The following is a 16,684-nucleotide window of genomic DNA, read 5'->3' on the forward strand; positions in this document are numbered from 1 at the left end:
GCTATAACAATTAGTGATACTCTCTGTAGTAGCTTTGTGTCACTAAATTGATAAACGATGAGCGATAAAAAAGTATGGTTTGTAACAGGTGCATCGAAGGGGTTGGGGCTTAGCCTGGTGAAGCAATTGCTGGCAACGGGCCAGCTGGTTGCGGCTACATCCCGGAAAGAGGCGGACCTGATCAGGGCAGTAGGTATTCAATCTGAACAATTTCTTCCCTTGCAAACGGACCTGACCGATGATGCAAGTGTGTGGGCGGCAATAGATAAGACAATTGCGACATTTGACAGGGTCGACGTAGTAGTTAATAATGCAGGATATGGTATTGGCGGTAGTATTGAAGAACTGAATGACGAAGAGACGAGAGAGAGCTTTGATGTGAACGTATTTGGGACTTTGAATGTGATACGTAACGCGATGCCACATCTTAGAGCACAACGTTCCGGGCATATCATCAATATATCTTCTATTGCGGGTATTGCTCCGGGAACAGGATGGTCTGTATATGGCGCAGCTAAACATGCGGTGATTGGATTGTCGGAAGTGCTTGCAGAGGACGTAAAGGAATTTGGCATCAAGGTTACGGTAGTAGCGCCGGGTGCATTCAGGACGAGTTTCCTCACAGAAGAGTCGCTGACACTTACAAAAGAGCCTATTCCTGCGTATACGGCTGTGCGGAACTCGCATGAAAAGCTGGTAGCGACAAGTGGTAAGCAGACCGGTAGTCCGGAGAAGGCGGCCAATGCGTTGATCGCGATTGTAAATGAGCAGAAGCCACCGGTATATTTGTTATTGGGATCTGATGCTTACAACAGGGGATTGGCGAAGCTGGAGTTGTTGAAGAATGCTTTTAAGGAGCAGGAGGAACTGACTAAGTCTACAGATTTCTGAGTATAACAATTAAGCGGGGATTTGCTACAAAGCAGAGAGGGTATATCTTACGGTATACCCTCTTTGTTTTGCAACTTATTTTATAACGGATAATGTCATCCTGATAATATCGTCAAATACTTTTTTGTCAGCGCCGGATTTTGAATGAACGGTCAGGCCCCATAGATTATTCATGATAAATCTTGCAAGCGCGCGGGGCTGATTGTCTTTTGACAGCTGACCTTTTTCCTGTCCCCTTTTGATTGCGTTGGTGAAAGCATTTTCCAATGCTTCCCTGTTTTCTTTTACGATAGCGGCTACTTCTTCATCGTGCAGGGCAAGTTCCACTTTTGAATTGACCATGAAACAGCCGTTCTTTTCTTCTCCGGAGAAGCAGCTATTCCTGGACTGCTGAAATAGCGATTTAATAGCTTCCGGAATGTTATCTGCTGTTTCAAGCAGGCGGATGACATCTCCCGTAACTGTATCCCTGTAGCGTTTCAGCGTGCTGATAAAAAGGCTTCTTTTATCGCCATAGGTATCGTACAGGCTGGAGCGGCTTAGTCCCAGCTCATCTAATATTTCCTGTGGAGAAGTGCCATTGTACCCTTTATGCCAGAAAAACAGCATGGCATTGTTCAGTACTTCTTCTTCGTCAAATCTTTTTGTCCGTGCCATTGTGATAATGCGATTATATAACAAAGATACAAAACGGAATTAATATTCCGGAATTATTATTTTTAATTAGGAACTTTTGTTCCGTTATGCATATATTTGTGGAACAAAAGTTCCGTTATCATAAACTTATTAATAAAAAACACATGAAAAAGACAGTATTTATAACAGGTACAAGCGATGGTCTGGGAAAACTGACCGCTAAATATTTTGCTGAGCAGGGATGGAATGTTGCTGCAACAATGCGTACGCCGGAGAAGGAGAAAGAATTGACACAATATGAAAATATACGCATTTTCAAACTGGACGTTACAGAGGTTGACCAGGTGAAGGCGGCTGTGAGCCATGCGATAGCTGCTTTTGGAAAGATAGACGTAGTAGTGAACAATGCGGGGGTAGGGAGTTACGGTCCGCTGGAGCTTGCAGAAGAATGGGTAATAGACTGGCAGTATGAAACGAACGTACGCGGCCCCATTAATGTGATCCGTGAGTTCCTGCCCCATTTCCGTGCTAACAATGGCGGGATGTTCGTCAATATCAGTTCTTTCATGGGCGTAACTACGGCGGTGCCTGTCGGCTCATTGTACAACATGTCCAAATTTGCACTGGAAGGGCTGACAGAAGGGCTTTATTATGAGCTGAAACCTTTAAACATTGAACTGCGTCTTGTAGAACAGGGCGGATCATCAGGCAACAATTTCCAGAGCCGCGTTCAATGGAATGAGCATCCTACTATCCGTGACTATGATGACATTACCAATAAGGTGAAATCGATGATGGGAAACATAGACCGTTCTTTGTTGGACGATCCGCAAACGATCGTGGACGTGATCTATGATCTTGCTACAGGTAAGAGTCAAAAGTTCAGGACAGTGATTGGTGCACAAGGTAATCAGCTGATGGCTATGCGTAATTCTATGCCGATAGAAAATTACCTGGAAACTATTGCGGGATTGTATAAATAGCGGAGATCCTTTTGGAAAAACCAACTTATGCCGGGGTTACGAACGTCATCCCGGGGGTGTCACCCCGGGCTACAAACACTGCGACCCCTAACGGGGTCGATTGTCGCACGATGATAGTTTTTCATCTCTCGTTTTGTCAGATGCAGCAACTGATCTACAGAAATATTGCCCTTATGCAACATTATTTCCTTCACGGCAGCATGTACATAATCGTAACTGTTGGAATGGTCCGACAGCCGGCTGATCATTCCGGTGAGCAGTCTTTCAAAATGACGGAAGGTGATTTGTGGCTGATCGGTAATACAATCCATAAAATCTGAAACAGGAAGGATATCACTCAAAGGTGTGATACCGGAAGGTGGATCAGGCACCGGTAAGGTTGCTGCAGATTTGCAGGCACTTCCAGGTACCAGCAGGCTTTCACCAGATGGGTCAGGTTTTGTGGAATATAGGTTTCAATGAGTATCATAAATAACACGAAAATTATGAACTAAAATTGACAAGCGTGAATAGCTTTTTCGGATAAAATCCGTAATTTCATAACTCACTAAAGAAAAGGAGGTATTCATGCAATCTACAGAATATTCATGGAAACCTTCGGTTGGTATCGCCTAACCGGGTTGCTCCATAAAAAATATCTGGGACGCGGACGCGTCGAAGTCCTTCCGGTTGTACCGGGAGGACTTTTTATTTGTGGTCATACAATATCTGCCCGTTTCGTTCGTCCTTGTATCGGGCGTTAGACCAGTTGCCTATACCTGTATAGAAATGCCTTTAATTTTAAGATAAATTGGCCATTGCCGTAAATAGCTCTGCCGGCTGCCATATATTTGTTATTGATATGAAGAAGACAAATGCACCTGTTGCCACGACAGGGAAAGGAAAATCAGGATTGATGTCTTTGTTGCGCCCTTACAGAGTACAATTATTTCTACTGATCCTGATGGCGTTGTGTAGTAACGGACTGAACCTGGTCCTGCCTGCACTGACAGCCAAAGGTATCGACGCCTATGCTAAAGGGACGCTGGTTATGAGAGACCTGGTGATCGAGTTCGTAGCAGCCACGGTCGCTATTTTTATTTTCAGCTATCTGCAAAGTATTGTTCAGACCTACATGTCGGAAAAGGTAGGACGCAGTCTGCGCACATCGCTTGCCGACAGGATCTCGCGGCAGGACTATTCCTATATACAACAGGTAAATCCGTCGAAACTGCTCACGAACCTGACAGGCGATGTGGACAGCATCAAGGTTTTCATTTCCCAGGCCATTATTTCTATTGTGTCGTCTGTATTTATGATCATCGGCTGTTGTGTGCTGCTGCTGAGCAGGGACTGGAAACTGGGTTTGGTGATACTCTCCATCATTCCGTTTATCGGTATTGCCTTTATGACGGTGCTGAAAAAAGTGCGGGTTATTTTCCGGAAGAGCCGGGAGGTAGTAGATAAGTTGAATAAGACGATCAATGAAAGTATTACCGGTGCGGCACTGGTAAGAGTAGTGAATGCGCAGCAACAGGAGTATGACCGTTTCATAGCGCCTAATGGGGAGTCTAAGTCGCTCGGCATCTCCATAGTACGCCTGTTCGCAGGCCTGGTACCGGTGATCAGTTTTCTGGCCGGCATGTCTATACTCGCTACGCTGCTAATGGGAGGCCATTTTGTAATAAAAGGGGAAATGTCCCTGGGGGATATCGCGGCCTTCAACAGCTATATAGCCCTGCTGATCTTCCCGATCATCGTTATTGGATTTATGAGCAACCTCATTGCACAGGCTTCGGCTTCTTTTCAACGTATCAGTGAAGTGTTGTATGCGGCGGACGTGCCTGACAACGGTACAGTGAAAAATGCCCTTGAAGGAGGGCTGACCGTAGAAGATATCACTTTATCAATGGACGGGAAACCGGTCTTGAAGGAAGTGTCTTTTTCCGTAAAGGCCGGTACGCGGACAGCGATTATTGGTCCGACGGCAGCGGGCAAAACGCAATTACTGAACGTAATTGTCGGATTACTGAAACCGGAAAAGGGGAGTGTGCGCTACGACAATATTGATCTGAACGATTATGACAAAGCTGCACTGTTACAGCAGGTAGGATTGGTATTTCAGGATAGTATTGTATTCAATATGAGTTTGCGCGAGAATATCGCCTTCAATGAAACAGTGAGTGAGGAAACCATGCAGCAGGCTATTGCGACGGCTGAACTGAAAGAGTTCATTGCGGGCTTGCCGGAAGGATTGGAGACGATCGTATCTGAGCGGGGCACAAGCCTTTCCGGCGGACAAAAGCAGCGTATCATGCTGGCGAGGGCATTGGCTATAAACCCGCGTATCCTGCTGCTGGACGACTTTACCGCCAGAGTGGACGCCAATACAGAACAAAGGATACTTGAAAATGTGCAGGATAACTATCCGCACCTGACACTGATATCTGTTACACAGAAAATAGCATCTGTCGAACATTTCGACCAGATCATCCTCATTATGGATGGAGAAGTGATAGCGGCCGGCACACATGCAGAACTGATGCAGACATGCCCTGAATACGTACAGATCTCTAATTCCCAACGCAGCACCAGCAATTATGAATTACAACCTGAATAATACAGAAACGACAGAACAGAAAAGTACTTCAGGTAAACGTCTCCTGAAATTACTGGCTTACATAAAAACAGAACATAAGGACCTGCTCAAAGCATTTTTTATCCTGATGGTCAGTCAGGCGTTAACGCTGACGGTGCCTTTCATGATCGGTTATACTATCGATACCTATGTGCAGACGAAGCAGTTTTCAGGTATCCTGATGTGTACCGGTATTCTGCTGGGCATGTACCTGGTGAACCTTGTATTTTCTTACTGGCAGGGAATAATGATGGGAGGAGTAGGGCAACGTATGTTGTATGCACTGCGGAATGCGGTGTTCTTAAAGTTACAGGAATTGCCTATTGCCTTTTTTAACCAGAATAAAACAGGCGATCTTATTTCCCGTATCAATAATGATACGGATAAGATGAACCAGTTCTTTTCACAGTCGCTCGTGCAGTTTGCCAGTGGTATTATATCCATGACGGGAGCAGGTATATTCCTGTTATGTATCAACGTAAAGCTGGGTGTGGCAACGTTGCTGCCAGGTTTATTACTGTTGCTTTTTACCCGTGTGATATCTCCGCTGGTGAAGCGTAAGAACGCTGCCAACATGAAGAGTACCGGCGGATTGAGTGCGGAGATACAGGAGAGCCTGAGCAATTTCAAAGTGATCATTGCTTTTAACCGTCGTGACTATTTCCGCAAACGTTTTGATCAGGCGAACCAGCAGAGTTATCGTACAGCGGTATCTGCGGGATTGTTCAATAACATTTTCACCCCAGTCTTTACTTTATGCTCGCAGCTGGCGATGCTGGCTGTACTGGTATATGGCATCTATCTGATCTCTACAGGAGAATTTACGGTGGGATTGCTGATCAGTTATTTGTCTTATTGTAATCATTTCTATAACCCGATCAGGCAGCTGGCGGCGTTGTGGACCAACTTCCAGCTGGCGATGGCCGGATGGGACAGGATCTCACAGATCCTGGAACTTGAATCGGACCTGCAGGTAATACCAGGAGGCGCTGCGAAAGAGAATGCACCACTGATCAGTTTCAATAATGTGAATTTCCGTTATCCGGGTAGTAAGGACATTTTGCGGAATGTGAGCTTTAACATGGAGCGTGGTAAGACCTATGCACTTGTAGGGCCTACGGGAGGCGGGAAGACGACGACAGCATCCCTGATCGCGCGACTGTATGATCCTACAGCGGGAGAGGTGTTACTGAATGGACGGGATATCCGTTCTTATACGCCTGAAGAAAGGGCGCAGAAGATCGGTTTTATTTTGCAGGAGCCTTTCCTCTTTTCCGGTACCATCCAGGAGAACATCGTGTATGGTAATGCGCGGTACGCAGAATATACAACGGAGCAGCTGGAGGAAGTGATCGCGAAGTCAGGATTGAATACGCTGCTGGAAAGGTTTGAGGACGGACTAGGTACAAAAATAGTAGCAGGCAACGATGGTATCAGCCTGGGACAGAAGCAGCTGATCGCTTTTATGCGTGCAGTGCTTCGTGATCCGGAACTGTTGGTGCTTGATGAAGCGACCGCTAATATCGATACTGTGACGGAACAACAACTGGAGGCTGTGTTGCAAAAGCTGCCGGCGCATACCACCCGTGTGATCATAGCCCACAGACTGAATACTATTGAGAATGCAGATGAGATCTACTTTGTAAATAACGGAGAGATCAACAGAGCCGGGTCGTTCAGTCATGCCATGAATATGCTGTTGCATCATGAGCGGAACTCTTGATGTAATCATCCTCCGAGTCCGCTGAAGATACTAAAGGTGATCACGCCGAGAACGATCAGTGTGATCACCACATACAACCTGTCTTTTTCCATGGCGAAAGCCAGGACTGAAAAGGCGATGCGGGTGATCGGCGTTGCAAGTAATACCACTACGCCCAGCTGAATGATAGCGCGGCCGTCGAGTTGTAGTACGCCTTTGAATATACCGGGTAAGTGCCGTACATATTCCGGTGCGCCGGTAAATTGGGTGTAAGAAGGGAGGGCGGTACCATGATTGATCAGGTAAATAATACCGCCAATGAAGGCGATGATGCTGGATGTGATCACGCCCCAGCGTAACTGCTGACCTATGAACATTTCAACGTCCCTTTCCTGCCAGAATGATTTTGAGAACATACTTTTCATCTGCTTATAATTTACCAGTAAAACCGTTATAGATCATCTCCAGTGCCAGTGCACCTATCACCACACAAAAGAGTATCCTGAGTTTGCGGGTATTCAGTTTCATCAACAATTTAGAACCACCGAATGCGCCTGCGAGTACGCCCAGTACGACTGGCATTGCTATGCCCGGGTCAATATACCCGCGTTGCAGGTAGATGACGGCACTGGCGGCAGCTGTAACACCGATCATGAAATTGCTCGTAGTCGTAGATACTTTAAAAGGGATGCGCATGACGCCATCCATCGCTAATACTTTTAATGCGCCGGAACCTATACCCAGCAATCCGGATACGACACCTGCCACCGTCATCAGTGCATAACCACCGGCCACGCCGCTAACCTTGTAGGGCACTTCCACACCATCAACCGGGTATGAGCTATTGAGCCGCATAATACCGGCCAGCTTACTGTTCCTGCCGGTCTCGGCATGTTCATTTTTCTTCCTCAGTGTCATAACAGCTGAGAATAAGAGTACAAAACCAAAAAGGATGGCCACCAGATGGGTAGGTGTGTATACCGCCAACACAGCGCCGATAATGGCGCCTGTGGTGGTCGCTATTTCCAGGAACATCCCTATGCGGACGTTGGTGATACCCTCTTTAATGTACGCTGCGGCAGCGCCGGAAGAGTTGGCAATTGAGGCGACAAGCGACGCGCCTACCGCATAGCGGATATCAACATGAAAAACAAGTGTGAGCAGGGGGATCAACACTACGCCCCCTCCAAGACCTGTGAGTGACCCCAGCATACCGGCCATGAAGGCACCGGCGAGGAGTATTAGTGTGAATACCAGAATAGACATGACAATTAGTATTATTTAAAAATTCTTCTCAAGAATGGCTTTTACGGTCGTAATGGCCTTTTCGGATTGCTGTTCCGCAATGGCTGTTGCCAGCTGTACATGAAGGTGATGCGTTTGCTGGAATTGGGAAACGTGCGGTTTCTCTCTTTGCTTAAAGCCATCCAGGATAACTGTTGTAAAAGTCTGATAGAGGTCGGCCAGTACGCTGTTGTGGGAGGCAGTGGCTACTGCCCGGTGAAAGCGTATATCGGCGTCGGCACAGGCATTGAAATCATCCGCAGTAATAGCCTGCCATCTTTCTTCCAGCAGGGCCTGCATGGAATGGAGGTCGTTCTGTTGCCGGTGTAATATGGCCAGTTGTACAATTTCCACCTCTAATAGCTGACGTACATGTTTCACTTCCTGCATGGCCGCTCTTCTGAGCCGCTGATCCAGCGGTTCTGCGGCTGTTTTAGGCTCACATACGAAGGTCCCGGCTCCCTGTTGCACTTTCAGTACTCCGGCGTTGGAAAGGGTTTTAATTGCCTCTCTGATGGTAGATCTGCCTACGCCGAATTGCTCCATAAGAACAGGCTCCGGTGGGATCAGTTCGCCTGCCTTATATTTCCCCAGGGAAATATCCCTCTGCAGATCGTAAATGACCTGGTCGGCCAGTTTGATTGCTTTTGCCATAACTAAACGTCTGATGTTTCACAAAGGTATGATGTTTACATTAAACATCTGATGTTTAATTTGACGGGTTTGTTGTAAAAAAGGAGGTTGGGAATTGCATTCGCATGTAGCGACTATGTTATTCAGTTGGGTTTCATTTCTGATGCATCTTGCAAAGTACCGTCCTGAACCGGATGGTTTTGACAATCCGGCAATTTCCCTACATCAAAATAATAGACTCCTCACTATAGTTATCCCTTCTACAATGTTCGAATGGGCTATTTATAGGCTTCATATAAGCATACTAAAAGGCTACCAAAAGGGTATTTAAAGGGCATTTATATATCAAATCGATATTGAAGTGACCTTTAGGTGACCTTTTAATATGGTTATATGTACCTTAGAGAAACGATACAGAAAACTTGTAGTTATAACCTCAAAACGACCTTTTTATAGCCATTGTTAAAAACAATATCCTGATGCAACTTGTCCGCGGAACCCTGGTTAAACAGATCGCGATTATTTTGATATGTGTTGTTTCGCGTTAAAAGTGGATAGGCGTAGTTGTGACCTAATCACACGAAGCCCCAGGTTTTCGACTTGATCCCTTTAATCCGATTTGGATTAAAAATGAGACGAGTAGTAAGGGGAGACCGGGCAGGGGGTGAAGTGTGTAAAATAATAAGGCTCAGCGCATTACACACTGAGCCCTATTATAAGAAGGTAAATTGGCTTATCGATTTGCTTCTACCAGTCTCCTGTTAGCAGCTTTTATTTCTGCTTTGGCCTCTTCAGTCAGCAGATTGCTTGTTTTAACTTTCTCAGGAACACCTCTGATATCCCAAACGATGCCGAAGAACCCGAGCGTACGCAGGATATAGTAGGTGATGTCGATCTCCCACCAGAAGAAGCCCTGACGGGTAGCGCTCTGGTAGTAGTGGTGGTTGTTATGCCATCCTTCGCCCAGGGTAACCAATGCAAGGATCAGGCTGTTTTTAGAGAAATCGCCTGTATTGTATCTTGGTTTACCCCATTTGTGCATCAAAGAGTTGATGGTGAAAGTACCATGATACAGGAAGATGGTGCTCAGGAAGAAACCGATCAGCAGGGTAGAGAGACCGGCGCTCCAGTCGAACCAGCCGGCACCATTCACTTTATTACCAATAAAGTATACGGCTACAGCCAGTACCAGTCCTGGTACGAAGTGGTATTTATTCAACCAGTACAGTTCAGGTTGTTTAAAGTCCTTTACGAGGTCGTAACGGGTCGGTTTATATTCAGGTCCCATGATCCAGCCCATGTGAGCATACCAGAAACCGTAAATATTAGCAGAGTGCGGATCTTCGGGAGTATCACTGTGTTTGTGATGGACGCGGTGATTTGCGCCCCACCATAATACACCTTTCTGTAGACTGCTCTGTGCGCCTCCAGCCAGTACGAACTGGAAGAAACGGGAAGTTTTATACGTTCGATGGGAAAAATATCTGTGATAACCGCCTGTTACGAAGAACATGCGTGCTACATACAATGCGGCACATAATATCCAGTCAAATGCTGTCACGTGCGTGAATATCGCCAGAATCGGCAGCAGGTGCATCCCCAGAAAATCAAATTGACGCCACCAGTTAGGTCCTTTCCTCAGTTGTTTTTCAGAATTCATAATGCAAAAATATCCCTATTCCGGACAATAAACAATGATCATGATCAGTGATCGGATTTTTTACCAGCTGCTACCTGCTCCGCCGCCTCCCGAACTACCGCCTCCCCAGCTACCAGACGAGGATGAAGATCCGGATGAGCCTGAAGAGGAACCACCCGAGCTGCTGGAAGATAATTTAGCGATAACATACGTTTCCTGATAGGTGTACTGGCAATGCTTACAGATGTAATGCTGAATGCCTTCACCTTCCCGGCTTGTAGTAGCCGCCCGTACCACCCTGCTTTTACCTTTTACGAGGGTTACGGCACTACAGGTAGGGCATTTTTCAGCATCTGTACACAGGTTTCTGTAACCGATTATTTTTTTATCGTCACAATTTTTACATAACCAGGCATCGTAAATAACAGACCCAACTTTATCTTCTGCTGTCTGTACCGGATCCAGCAGCGCTTTCTTTTTTCCTCTTTTAAGTAGTGTCATCGGCTGATGGCAGGCTTCGCAATCGTATGGATCAAAACGTAGCTTGTTCATACGCATTGTATGCCATCTTGAATATGCCAACATGGGGATCGGAAAGAATACTGCGGAGAACCAATGATTTACATGCGACATATTCAATGTCTCAAATTGGCGATGGCGGTCTGCATCTTTCAGCAAAGTGACCGATCTTCTGTTGATCAAAATGGCGCGATAGGTCAGGTATACCACCAGGTTGATGTACAGCAGGAATGCCATCAGCCACCAATTGTAATCAGTTCCGGGAATATTCACCAGTATTAACAAGAATACGAAGGGTGATAAGTAAAGCCAGAGCTTATGCCATATGCGGGCTTTGAATAATGAAGGCGTATCAACATGTTTCTTCGCTACCCCGGGCCTTACAACGAAGATGGTGCAGAATATTGCATAGATCAGGTAGAGGACCAGTGTGCCGACCCCTGGTCCGTTATAAACCGGCTCCGGTTCGTAGTTAATGGTTTCCGTTTGCTGATCGATGTTATCGTCTATATTGACGAGCGGCATTACGGCAGCAGCGCTGGTGTCGGTAACGGTCGTACCGTCGGCTTGTGCTACCATTGCCGTGTCAGCAGGAGGTTGCAATACATTGACCAGCGCATTCATTCCTTTCAGCATGCCTTCATCAATATTTTTCTCACGGAAGGAAGGTAACATTTCGGATTGCTGTATGCGGAAACAGATGACGTCGGGCAGGTCGCCTTCCAGGCCGTAACCTGTTTCAAATTCTATTCTGTGCTGATCGTTTACAAGTAGTACGACAAGGCCGTTATCTTTTCCCTGCTGACCGGGTTTCCATAGTCTGAAGAGATCGTGCGCGACATCTTTTGGGACTTTGTCTCCAATCGTCTCCAGCAGTACAATTGCCACTTGCGCACGTCCTGACTGGTCAAGTTGCTGCATCTGGCTATTAAGCATTGCTGCTGTTTCCTGGCTGATAATGTTATCGGGGTTACTGACATAACCGCCATGTACCATAGGGTCCGGGATCTTTTCTATTGAAAAGCCGGTTTCTTTCTTCGTTTCTCCGCAGGCGAGGGCAAACAGCAACGACAGCAGATATAGGTACCATCTTTTAGTATGAGCCATAGAACCGTATATATTCTTACCAAAAATAATAAACGGTATTTGGAAATACTATCTTCTTTTGTACAGGTTGGGTAAAATATTACCCAGTTAAGTAGCTTTTTATTGCTGTTTCCGCCTGAAAATCATGGTTTCCTGCCATGGCATGAAAATTCCATTTTATAATACAGGGATCTTTCCACTGACCCTTTATCAATTGACCCAATGCTAATAATTATGGCCAGTGCGCTTACATCAACGATCAATAAGTATATGGAAATAGTCGGCGACCAGGTTGTTTTCACCGGACAGTTCGCCCGTAATATTTTCCGCGACGGATTTGAATGGGGAGAGTTCCTCCGCCAGTGTTTTATTGTCGGCTATCGTTCCATTGGCCTGGTGGCTATCACGGGATTTATCATCGGTTTTGTGCTTACGCTGCAGACGCAGCCTACACTAAAAGATTTTGGTGCGGAAAGTTATGTGCCGGGTATGGTATCCATCTCCATTATCCGTGAGATCGGTCCTGTTATTATTGCCCTTATCTGCGCGGGTAAAATAGCCTCCAGTATCGGAGCGGAGTTAGGTAGTATGAAGGTGACGGAGCAGATCGACGCCATGGAAGTGTCCAGCGCTAATCCTGTACAATACCTGGTGGTGACACGTATCCTGGCCTGTACGCTGATGGTGCCTTTATTGACTATTATGGCCGATGCACTGGCCCTTTTGGGTGGCTGGGTCGGCGTGAATATACAGGACCATGTCAGCGCGACTTTGTTCTTCCGAAAGTCTTTCGCCGCGCTGGAATTCAGTGATGTGGTACCGTCTGTAGTGAAGACATTCTTCTTCGGATATGCGATCGGTTTTGTGGGATGTTATAAAGGCTATCATTCGTCCAGGGGTACAGAGAGCGTAGGCCGGGCTGCCAACTCCGCCGTGGTGAGCGCTTCACTGTGGATCATACTGATTGACGCGATAGCGGTACAGATCACAAACCTGATCTATTATTAAAAAAATATTTAAGCACTTATATATGGATGATACCGTAGCACAGGAAAAAACAATGCAGACAGCTGCCGCAGATGATGTTGTCATACATATTGAGCACCTGAAAAAATCGTTCGGTGACAATGAGGTATTGAAAGACATCAGCCTTGATCTCCATAAGGGAGAGAATATAGTTGTACTCGGGCGTTCGGGCCAGGGGAAATCTGTGACTATACAATGTGTAGCAGGATTGCTGGAACCGGACGAAGGCAATTTAACGGTACTGGGCAAGGAAGTAAAAGAACTTTCTGAAGAAGAACTGAAAGATCTGCGAAGCAAACTGGGATTTCTCTTTCAGAGCGGCGCATTGTATGATTCCATGACAGTAAGGGAGAACCTTTCATTTCCCCTGACCCGCGTATTGAAGATGAAAGATGAAGCCGAAATGGAGAAACGGGTAAAGGACGCCCTGGAAAGTGTGGGATTGGAGGAGGCTATCGATAAATATCCTTCAGATCTTTCCGGCGGGATGCGCAAGAGGGTAGGACTGGCGCGCACGCTGATCCTCCGGCCGGAGATCATCCTGTATGACGAACCTACTACCGGACTTGATCCGATCACTTCCCGGGAGATCAGTGAACTGATCGTGCAATTGCAGGAAAAATATGATACATCTTCCATCATCATTACACATGACATGGCCTGCGCCCGCATAGTGGCAGACCGCATTGCGGTAATGAATGATGGTAAGTTTATTGCGACAGGTACATATGACGAACTGGCTAAGTCGCCCGATGAACTCATTAATAACTTTTTTAAATAGTAAGGTATGCAGCAAAAAGCACAACAAAAGATCAAGGTAGGCATCTTTGCTACGGTAATGCTGGGGTTATTATTAGTGGGTATTTTCCTGATAGGAAGGAATAAGAGCCTGTTTCAGAGCACATTCGTACTGTACGGAACTTTTAAGAACGTGGGAGGCCTGCAGGTGGGCAATAATGTCCGCTTTGTCGGTATAGACGTAGGTACGGTGGAAAGCATCGATATATTATCCGATACAACAGCCCGTGTAGCATTGCGTATTAAGGAAAAGGTGAAACCTTTCATTAAGAAGGGTGCAGTGGCCGGTATCAGTACGGATGGTTTAATGGGAGATAAGCTGATCACGCTCACTTCGGGCAGGGAGAATGCCACACCTGTTGAAGATGAAGATACTATTCACGCAGTGGACCCTATGGATTATGATAAAGTACTTGACAGGCTATCTGGAGTAGCTGAAAATGCAGAAGTGATCACTGAACAGCTGGCAGGTATAGCCATCCAGATCAATGAGGGAAAAGGCAGCATAGGCAGGTTGCTGTATAGCGATAGTCTGGCAACCACCCTTGAGGGTACGATGACAGAAGCGAAGAAGACCGTGAAATCCATTCGTAAAGGTTCGGATGGTTTCAGTGAGAATATGGAAGCATTAAAACATAATTTCCTGTTAAGGGGATACTATAAGAGGAAAGAAAAAGCAGCAAAGAAAGAGGCTGAAGAACAGCAGAAAGAAGCAGAAAAAGAGAAGAAGGAGTCTGGCCGTAAAAAGAAGCAGAATAAAGACTCCGCCAGCCTAAAAGTGTCGAAAGAACAATAAAAGTTTGGTTTTTGCCTTTGTAACCGTCCGGTTTTTATGCCGGGCGGTTATTTTTTTATTATTTTAGTCCGGTATAATTACGAACGCTTTATGAAAATACTCACCTGTACCACACCCGGTAGGTTTGACTATGGAGAAACGGACATGCCTGTACTGACTGCTGATCATGCGATCATCAGGATTAAAAGGATTGGCATTTGTGGTACCGATCTGCATGCTTTTGAAGGAACACAACCTTACTTTTCTTATCCCCGCATTTTGGGTCATGAGCTGGCAGGAGAACTGGTTTCTTTTGATAATGCGCCTGGCTTTACAGCAGGTGAACCGGTTACATTTATCCCTTATTTCAATTGCGGGACCTGTATAGCTTGTCGCAATGGTAAGCCTAATTGCTGCACTAATATCAAAGTATGCGGGGTACATGCAGATGGGGGAATGGTAGAATATCTTTCCGTACCGTCGGCGTCACTGGTACATGGAGAAGGGTTGAGCATGGATGCGCTGGCCCTGGTAGAGCCACTGGCTATCGGCGCTCATGGCGTACGCCGCGCGGGTGTCGTTCCGGGTGAATTTGTACTGGTGATAGGGGCGGGACCTATTGGGCTGGGCATTATGGAATTTGCCCGTATTGCAGGAGCGCAGGTCATTGCTATGGACATTAACGAAGCCCGTCTTGATTTCTGCAAACAAAAGCTGAAGGTAGCCCATACTGTCAATGCAAAGACTGAAGATGTGATGGCGGCATTAAAGCAGATAACCGGAGATGACATGCCTACAGTGGTGATAGATGCAACCGGAAGCCAGCAGGCCATTAATAATGGCTTTATGTACATGGCACATGGGGCACGGTATGTACTGGTAGGTTTACAAAAAGGGGAGATCTGTGTCAGTCATCCGGAGTTCCATAAAAGAGAGGCTACATTGATGAGCAGCCGTAATGCTACCCGGGAGGATTTTGAACATGTGGTTCGTTGTATGAAGAGCGGGGAAGTAGACCCGACGACGTATATTACCCACAGGGTGAGTTTCGGACAGGTAAAAGATGAATTTGCGGGCTGGCTTGATCCGGCCAACGGTGTAATAAAAGCTATTGTTAATATGGAATGATCCTGTTACAAACTACACTTTTTCAATAACTTGTATTATATTGTCAGGTAAATTTCACATTGAATGGAAGAATTAACTGCCGGTAAAGGGTCACGGGTACAACATGCACGTTATGGCCCCGGAGTGATCATCGGCGTAAAGTACGCACAGTACGTTGTCACGTTTATGGATCAGGGCATTATTGAGGTGGACAAGACAGACCCTCTCTTTGAAATACTGCACATGGAAAACCAGAGTATAGAGGTGGAAACGGTATCGGATGTTGAAAGGTCCATGCTGAAAATACTGCGGCTCTGGGGTGGCATTACGGAAGTGGTCCCGTTGGGCGAAAGGTGGGAAGGCGGCGTAATGACGCTGCAACCAAAAGATCCTTCGTTGAAGCCCAAGGAAATACCTATTGAAGCGTTTTTTCATAAAATAGTGATGGTCCGCGACCGTCTGCGTGTACTCGAACAACAGATCAACAGTCACAAGCAATTGAGTGATGAGGACAAAGTAAATATGCAGCAATATATTACCCGGATATACGGGTCACTTACTACCTTTAATGTACTGTTTAAACAGAAAGAGCACTGGTTTACGGGCGAAAAGGGGGCAAAAGAAGACTAGGGAATAATGAAATCTTTTTGCAACCACATGGCCTTAATTTTGTTATATTTAGATTACATACAACTGTTCTTCCTAAACAAAATGCCGTATGAAAGATTTTACATTAGATTTTGATCTGAAAGGAAACAACTATGTAGTTGTTGTACAACCTCACGAATCAAGTGGCATTGAGCATTACAAAGCTGTACTTGACGAGGAGCATTCCATCGATTATCTGTTACAGGGCAATGGCGATCTGCAGCCTAATGCAGACTACGCAGCGGATCCTCAATTAGTAAACGCAATAGCCACACGTATATTTCAGGTTGTACATGTGGAAGATCGTGGAAATGGCGCCACATCGTATCTCTGATTTTAT

At 46.0% G+C, this 16,684-nt stretch carries 17 protein-coding genes; 10 read left to right on the forward strand and 7 right to left on the reverse strand.

Going from position 1 to position 16,684, the window contains the following annotated elements; translation table 11 throughout:
- Nucleotides 1-57: 57 nt before the first annotated feature.
- The gene (locus C7475_RS26680; RefSeq protein ID WP_110056481.1) at nucleotides 58-891 is read left to right on the forward strand and encodes an SDR family NAD(P)-dependent oxidoreductase; all 834 of its coding nucleotides are present in this window, start codon (nucleotides 58-60) and stop codon (nucleotides 889-891) included.
- A 75-nt stretch (nucleotides 892-966) separates the two neighbouring features.
- Here C7475_RS26680 and C7475_RS26685 read toward each other — a convergent pair whose 3' ends face one another.
- Nucleotides 967-1,548, reverse strand: a complete 582-nt coding sequence (locus tag C7475_RS26685) for a TetR/AcrR family transcriptional regulator (RefSeq protein WP_110056482.1) — start codon at nucleotides 1,546-1,548, stop codon at nucleotides 967-969.
- A 143-nt stretch (nucleotides 1,549-1,691) separates the two neighbouring features.
- On the opposite strand from C7475_RS26685, the gene C7475_RS26690 reads away from it, so the two are divergent.
- On the forward strand, nucleotides 1,692-2,510 hold the full coding sequence (locus C7475_RS26690) for an SDR family oxidoreductase (RefSeq protein ID WP_110056688.1): 819 nt from the start codon (nucleotides 1,692-1,694) through the stop codon (nucleotides 2,508-2,510).
- 337 nt (nucleotides 2,511-2,847) lie between these two features.
- Here C7475_RS26690 and C7475_RS33445 read toward each other — a convergent pair whose 3' ends face one another.
- Entirely contained in the window at nucleotides 2,848-2,979 is a 132-nt protein-coding gene (locus C7475_RS33445) for a hypothetical protein (RefSeq protein WP_255412670.1), read from the reverse strand.
- Nucleotides 2,980-3,351: 372 nt separating this feature from the next.
- Here C7475_RS33445 and C7475_RS26700 point away from each other — a divergent pair, with 372 nt between their 5' ends.
- On the forward strand, nucleotides 3,352-5,109 hold the full coding sequence (locus C7475_RS26700; protein WP_110056484.1) for an ABC transporter ATP-binding protein: 1,758 nt from the start codon (nucleotides 3,352-3,354) through the stop codon (nucleotides 5,107-5,109).
- Nucleotides 5,090-6,850: an ABC transporter ATP-binding protein gene (locus C7475_RS26705; RefSeq protein ID WP_110056485.1), complete on the forward strand. Its 1,761-nt coding sequence runs from the start codon at nucleotides 5,090-5,092 to the stop codon at nucleotides 6,848-6,850. The genes C7475_RS26700 and C7475_RS26705 overlap by 20 nt, the downstream gene beginning before the upstream one ends.
- A 5-nt stretch (nucleotides 6,851-6,855) precedes the next feature.
- On the opposite strand, the gene C7475_RS26710 is transcribed toward C7475_RS26705, so the two are convergent.
- The 5 genes from C7475_RS26710 to C7475_RS26730 all read right to left on the reverse strand — a co-directional run bounded on the left by C7475_RS26710 (nucleotide 6,856) and on the right by C7475_RS26730 (nucleotide 12,011).
- A complete protein-coding gene (locus tag C7475_RS26710) occupies nucleotides 6,856-7,254 on the reverse strand; it encodes a DUF1634 domain-containing protein (RefSeq protein WP_110056486.1) in 399 nt (132 codons plus the stop codon).
- 4 nt (nucleotides 7,255-7,258) lie between these two features.
- On the reverse strand, nucleotides 7,259-8,095 hold the full coding sequence (locus C7475_RS26715; protein WP_110056487.1) for a sulfite exporter TauE/SafE family protein: 837 nt from the start codon (nucleotides 8,093-8,095) through the stop codon (nucleotides 7,259-7,261).
- 15 nt (nucleotides 8,096-8,110) lie between these two features.
- Nucleotides 8,111-8,767, reverse strand: a complete 657-nt coding sequence (locus C7475_RS26720; protein ID WP_110056488.1) for a FadR/GntR family transcriptional regulator — start codon at nucleotides 8,765-8,767, stop codon at nucleotides 8,111-8,113.
- Nucleotides 8,768-9,479: 712 nt separating this feature from the next.
- Complete coding sequence (locus C7475_RS26725) at nucleotides 9,480-10,406, reverse strand: acyl-CoA desaturase (protein WP_110056489.1); 927 nt, start codon at nucleotides 10,404-10,406, stop codon at nucleotides 9,480-9,482.
- Nucleotides 10,407-10,466: 60 nt separating this feature from the next.
- Nucleotides 10,467-12,011, reverse strand: coding sequence for a YgcG family protein (locus C7475_RS26730; RefSeq protein ID WP_110056490.1), 1,545 nt, complete (start codon nucleotides 12,009-12,011; stop codon nucleotides 10,467-10,469).
- Between the two features lie 201 nt (nucleotides 12,012-12,212).
- Between C7475_RS26730 and C7475_RS26735 the strand changes: the two genes are divergently transcribed.
- The 6 genes from C7475_RS26735 to C7475_RS26760 all read left to right on the forward strand — a co-directional run bounded on the left by C7475_RS26735 (nucleotide 12,213) and on the right by C7475_RS26760 (nucleotide 16,678).
- Nucleotides 12,213-12,998, forward strand: coding sequence for an ABC transporter permease (locus C7475_RS26735; RefSeq protein ID WP_233259975.1), 786 nt, complete (start codon nucleotides 12,213-12,215; stop codon nucleotides 12,996-12,998).
- A gap of 22 nt (nucleotides 12,999-13,020) precedes the next feature.
- Nucleotides 13,021-13,797: an ABC transporter ATP-binding protein gene (locus C7475_RS26740; protein WP_110056492.1), complete on the forward strand. Its 777-nt coding sequence runs from the start codon at nucleotides 13,021-13,023 to the stop codon at nucleotides 13,795-13,797.
- A gap of 6 nt (nucleotides 13,798-13,803) precedes the next feature.
- Nucleotides 13,804-14,610: an MlaD family protein gene (locus tag C7475_RS26745; protein WP_110056493.1), complete on the forward strand. Its 807-nt coding sequence runs from the start codon at nucleotides 13,804-13,806 to the stop codon at nucleotides 14,608-14,610.
- Between the two features lie 90 nt (nucleotides 14,611-14,700).
- Nucleotides 14,701-15,717: a zinc-binding alcohol dehydrogenase family protein gene (locus tag C7475_RS26750; RefSeq protein WP_110056689.1), complete on the forward strand. Its 1,017-nt coding sequence runs from the start codon at nucleotides 14,701-14,703 to the stop codon at nucleotides 15,715-15,717.
- A gap of 63 nt (nucleotides 15,718-15,780) precedes the next feature.
- On the forward strand, nucleotides 15,781-16,326 hold the full coding sequence (locus tag C7475_RS26755) for a hypothetical protein (RefSeq protein WP_110056494.1): 546 nt from the start codon (nucleotides 15,781-15,783) through the stop codon (nucleotides 16,324-16,326).
- 88 nt (nucleotides 16,327-16,414) lie between these two features.
- Nucleotides 16,415-16,678 carry a hypothetical protein gene (locus tag C7475_RS26760; protein ID WP_110056495.1) on the forward strand — a complete coding sequence of 88 codons (264 nt, stop codon included), beginning with the start codon at nucleotides 16,415-16,417 and terminating at the stop codon, nucleotides 16,676-16,678.
- The last annotated feature ends 6 nt before the right edge of the window (nucleotides 16,679-16,684 follow it).

Origin of the sequence: Chitinophaga sp. S165, from assembly GCF_003182155.1 — a bacterium.
GTDB lineage: Bacteria > Bacteroidota > Bacteroidia > Chitinophagales > Chitinophagaceae > Chitinophaga.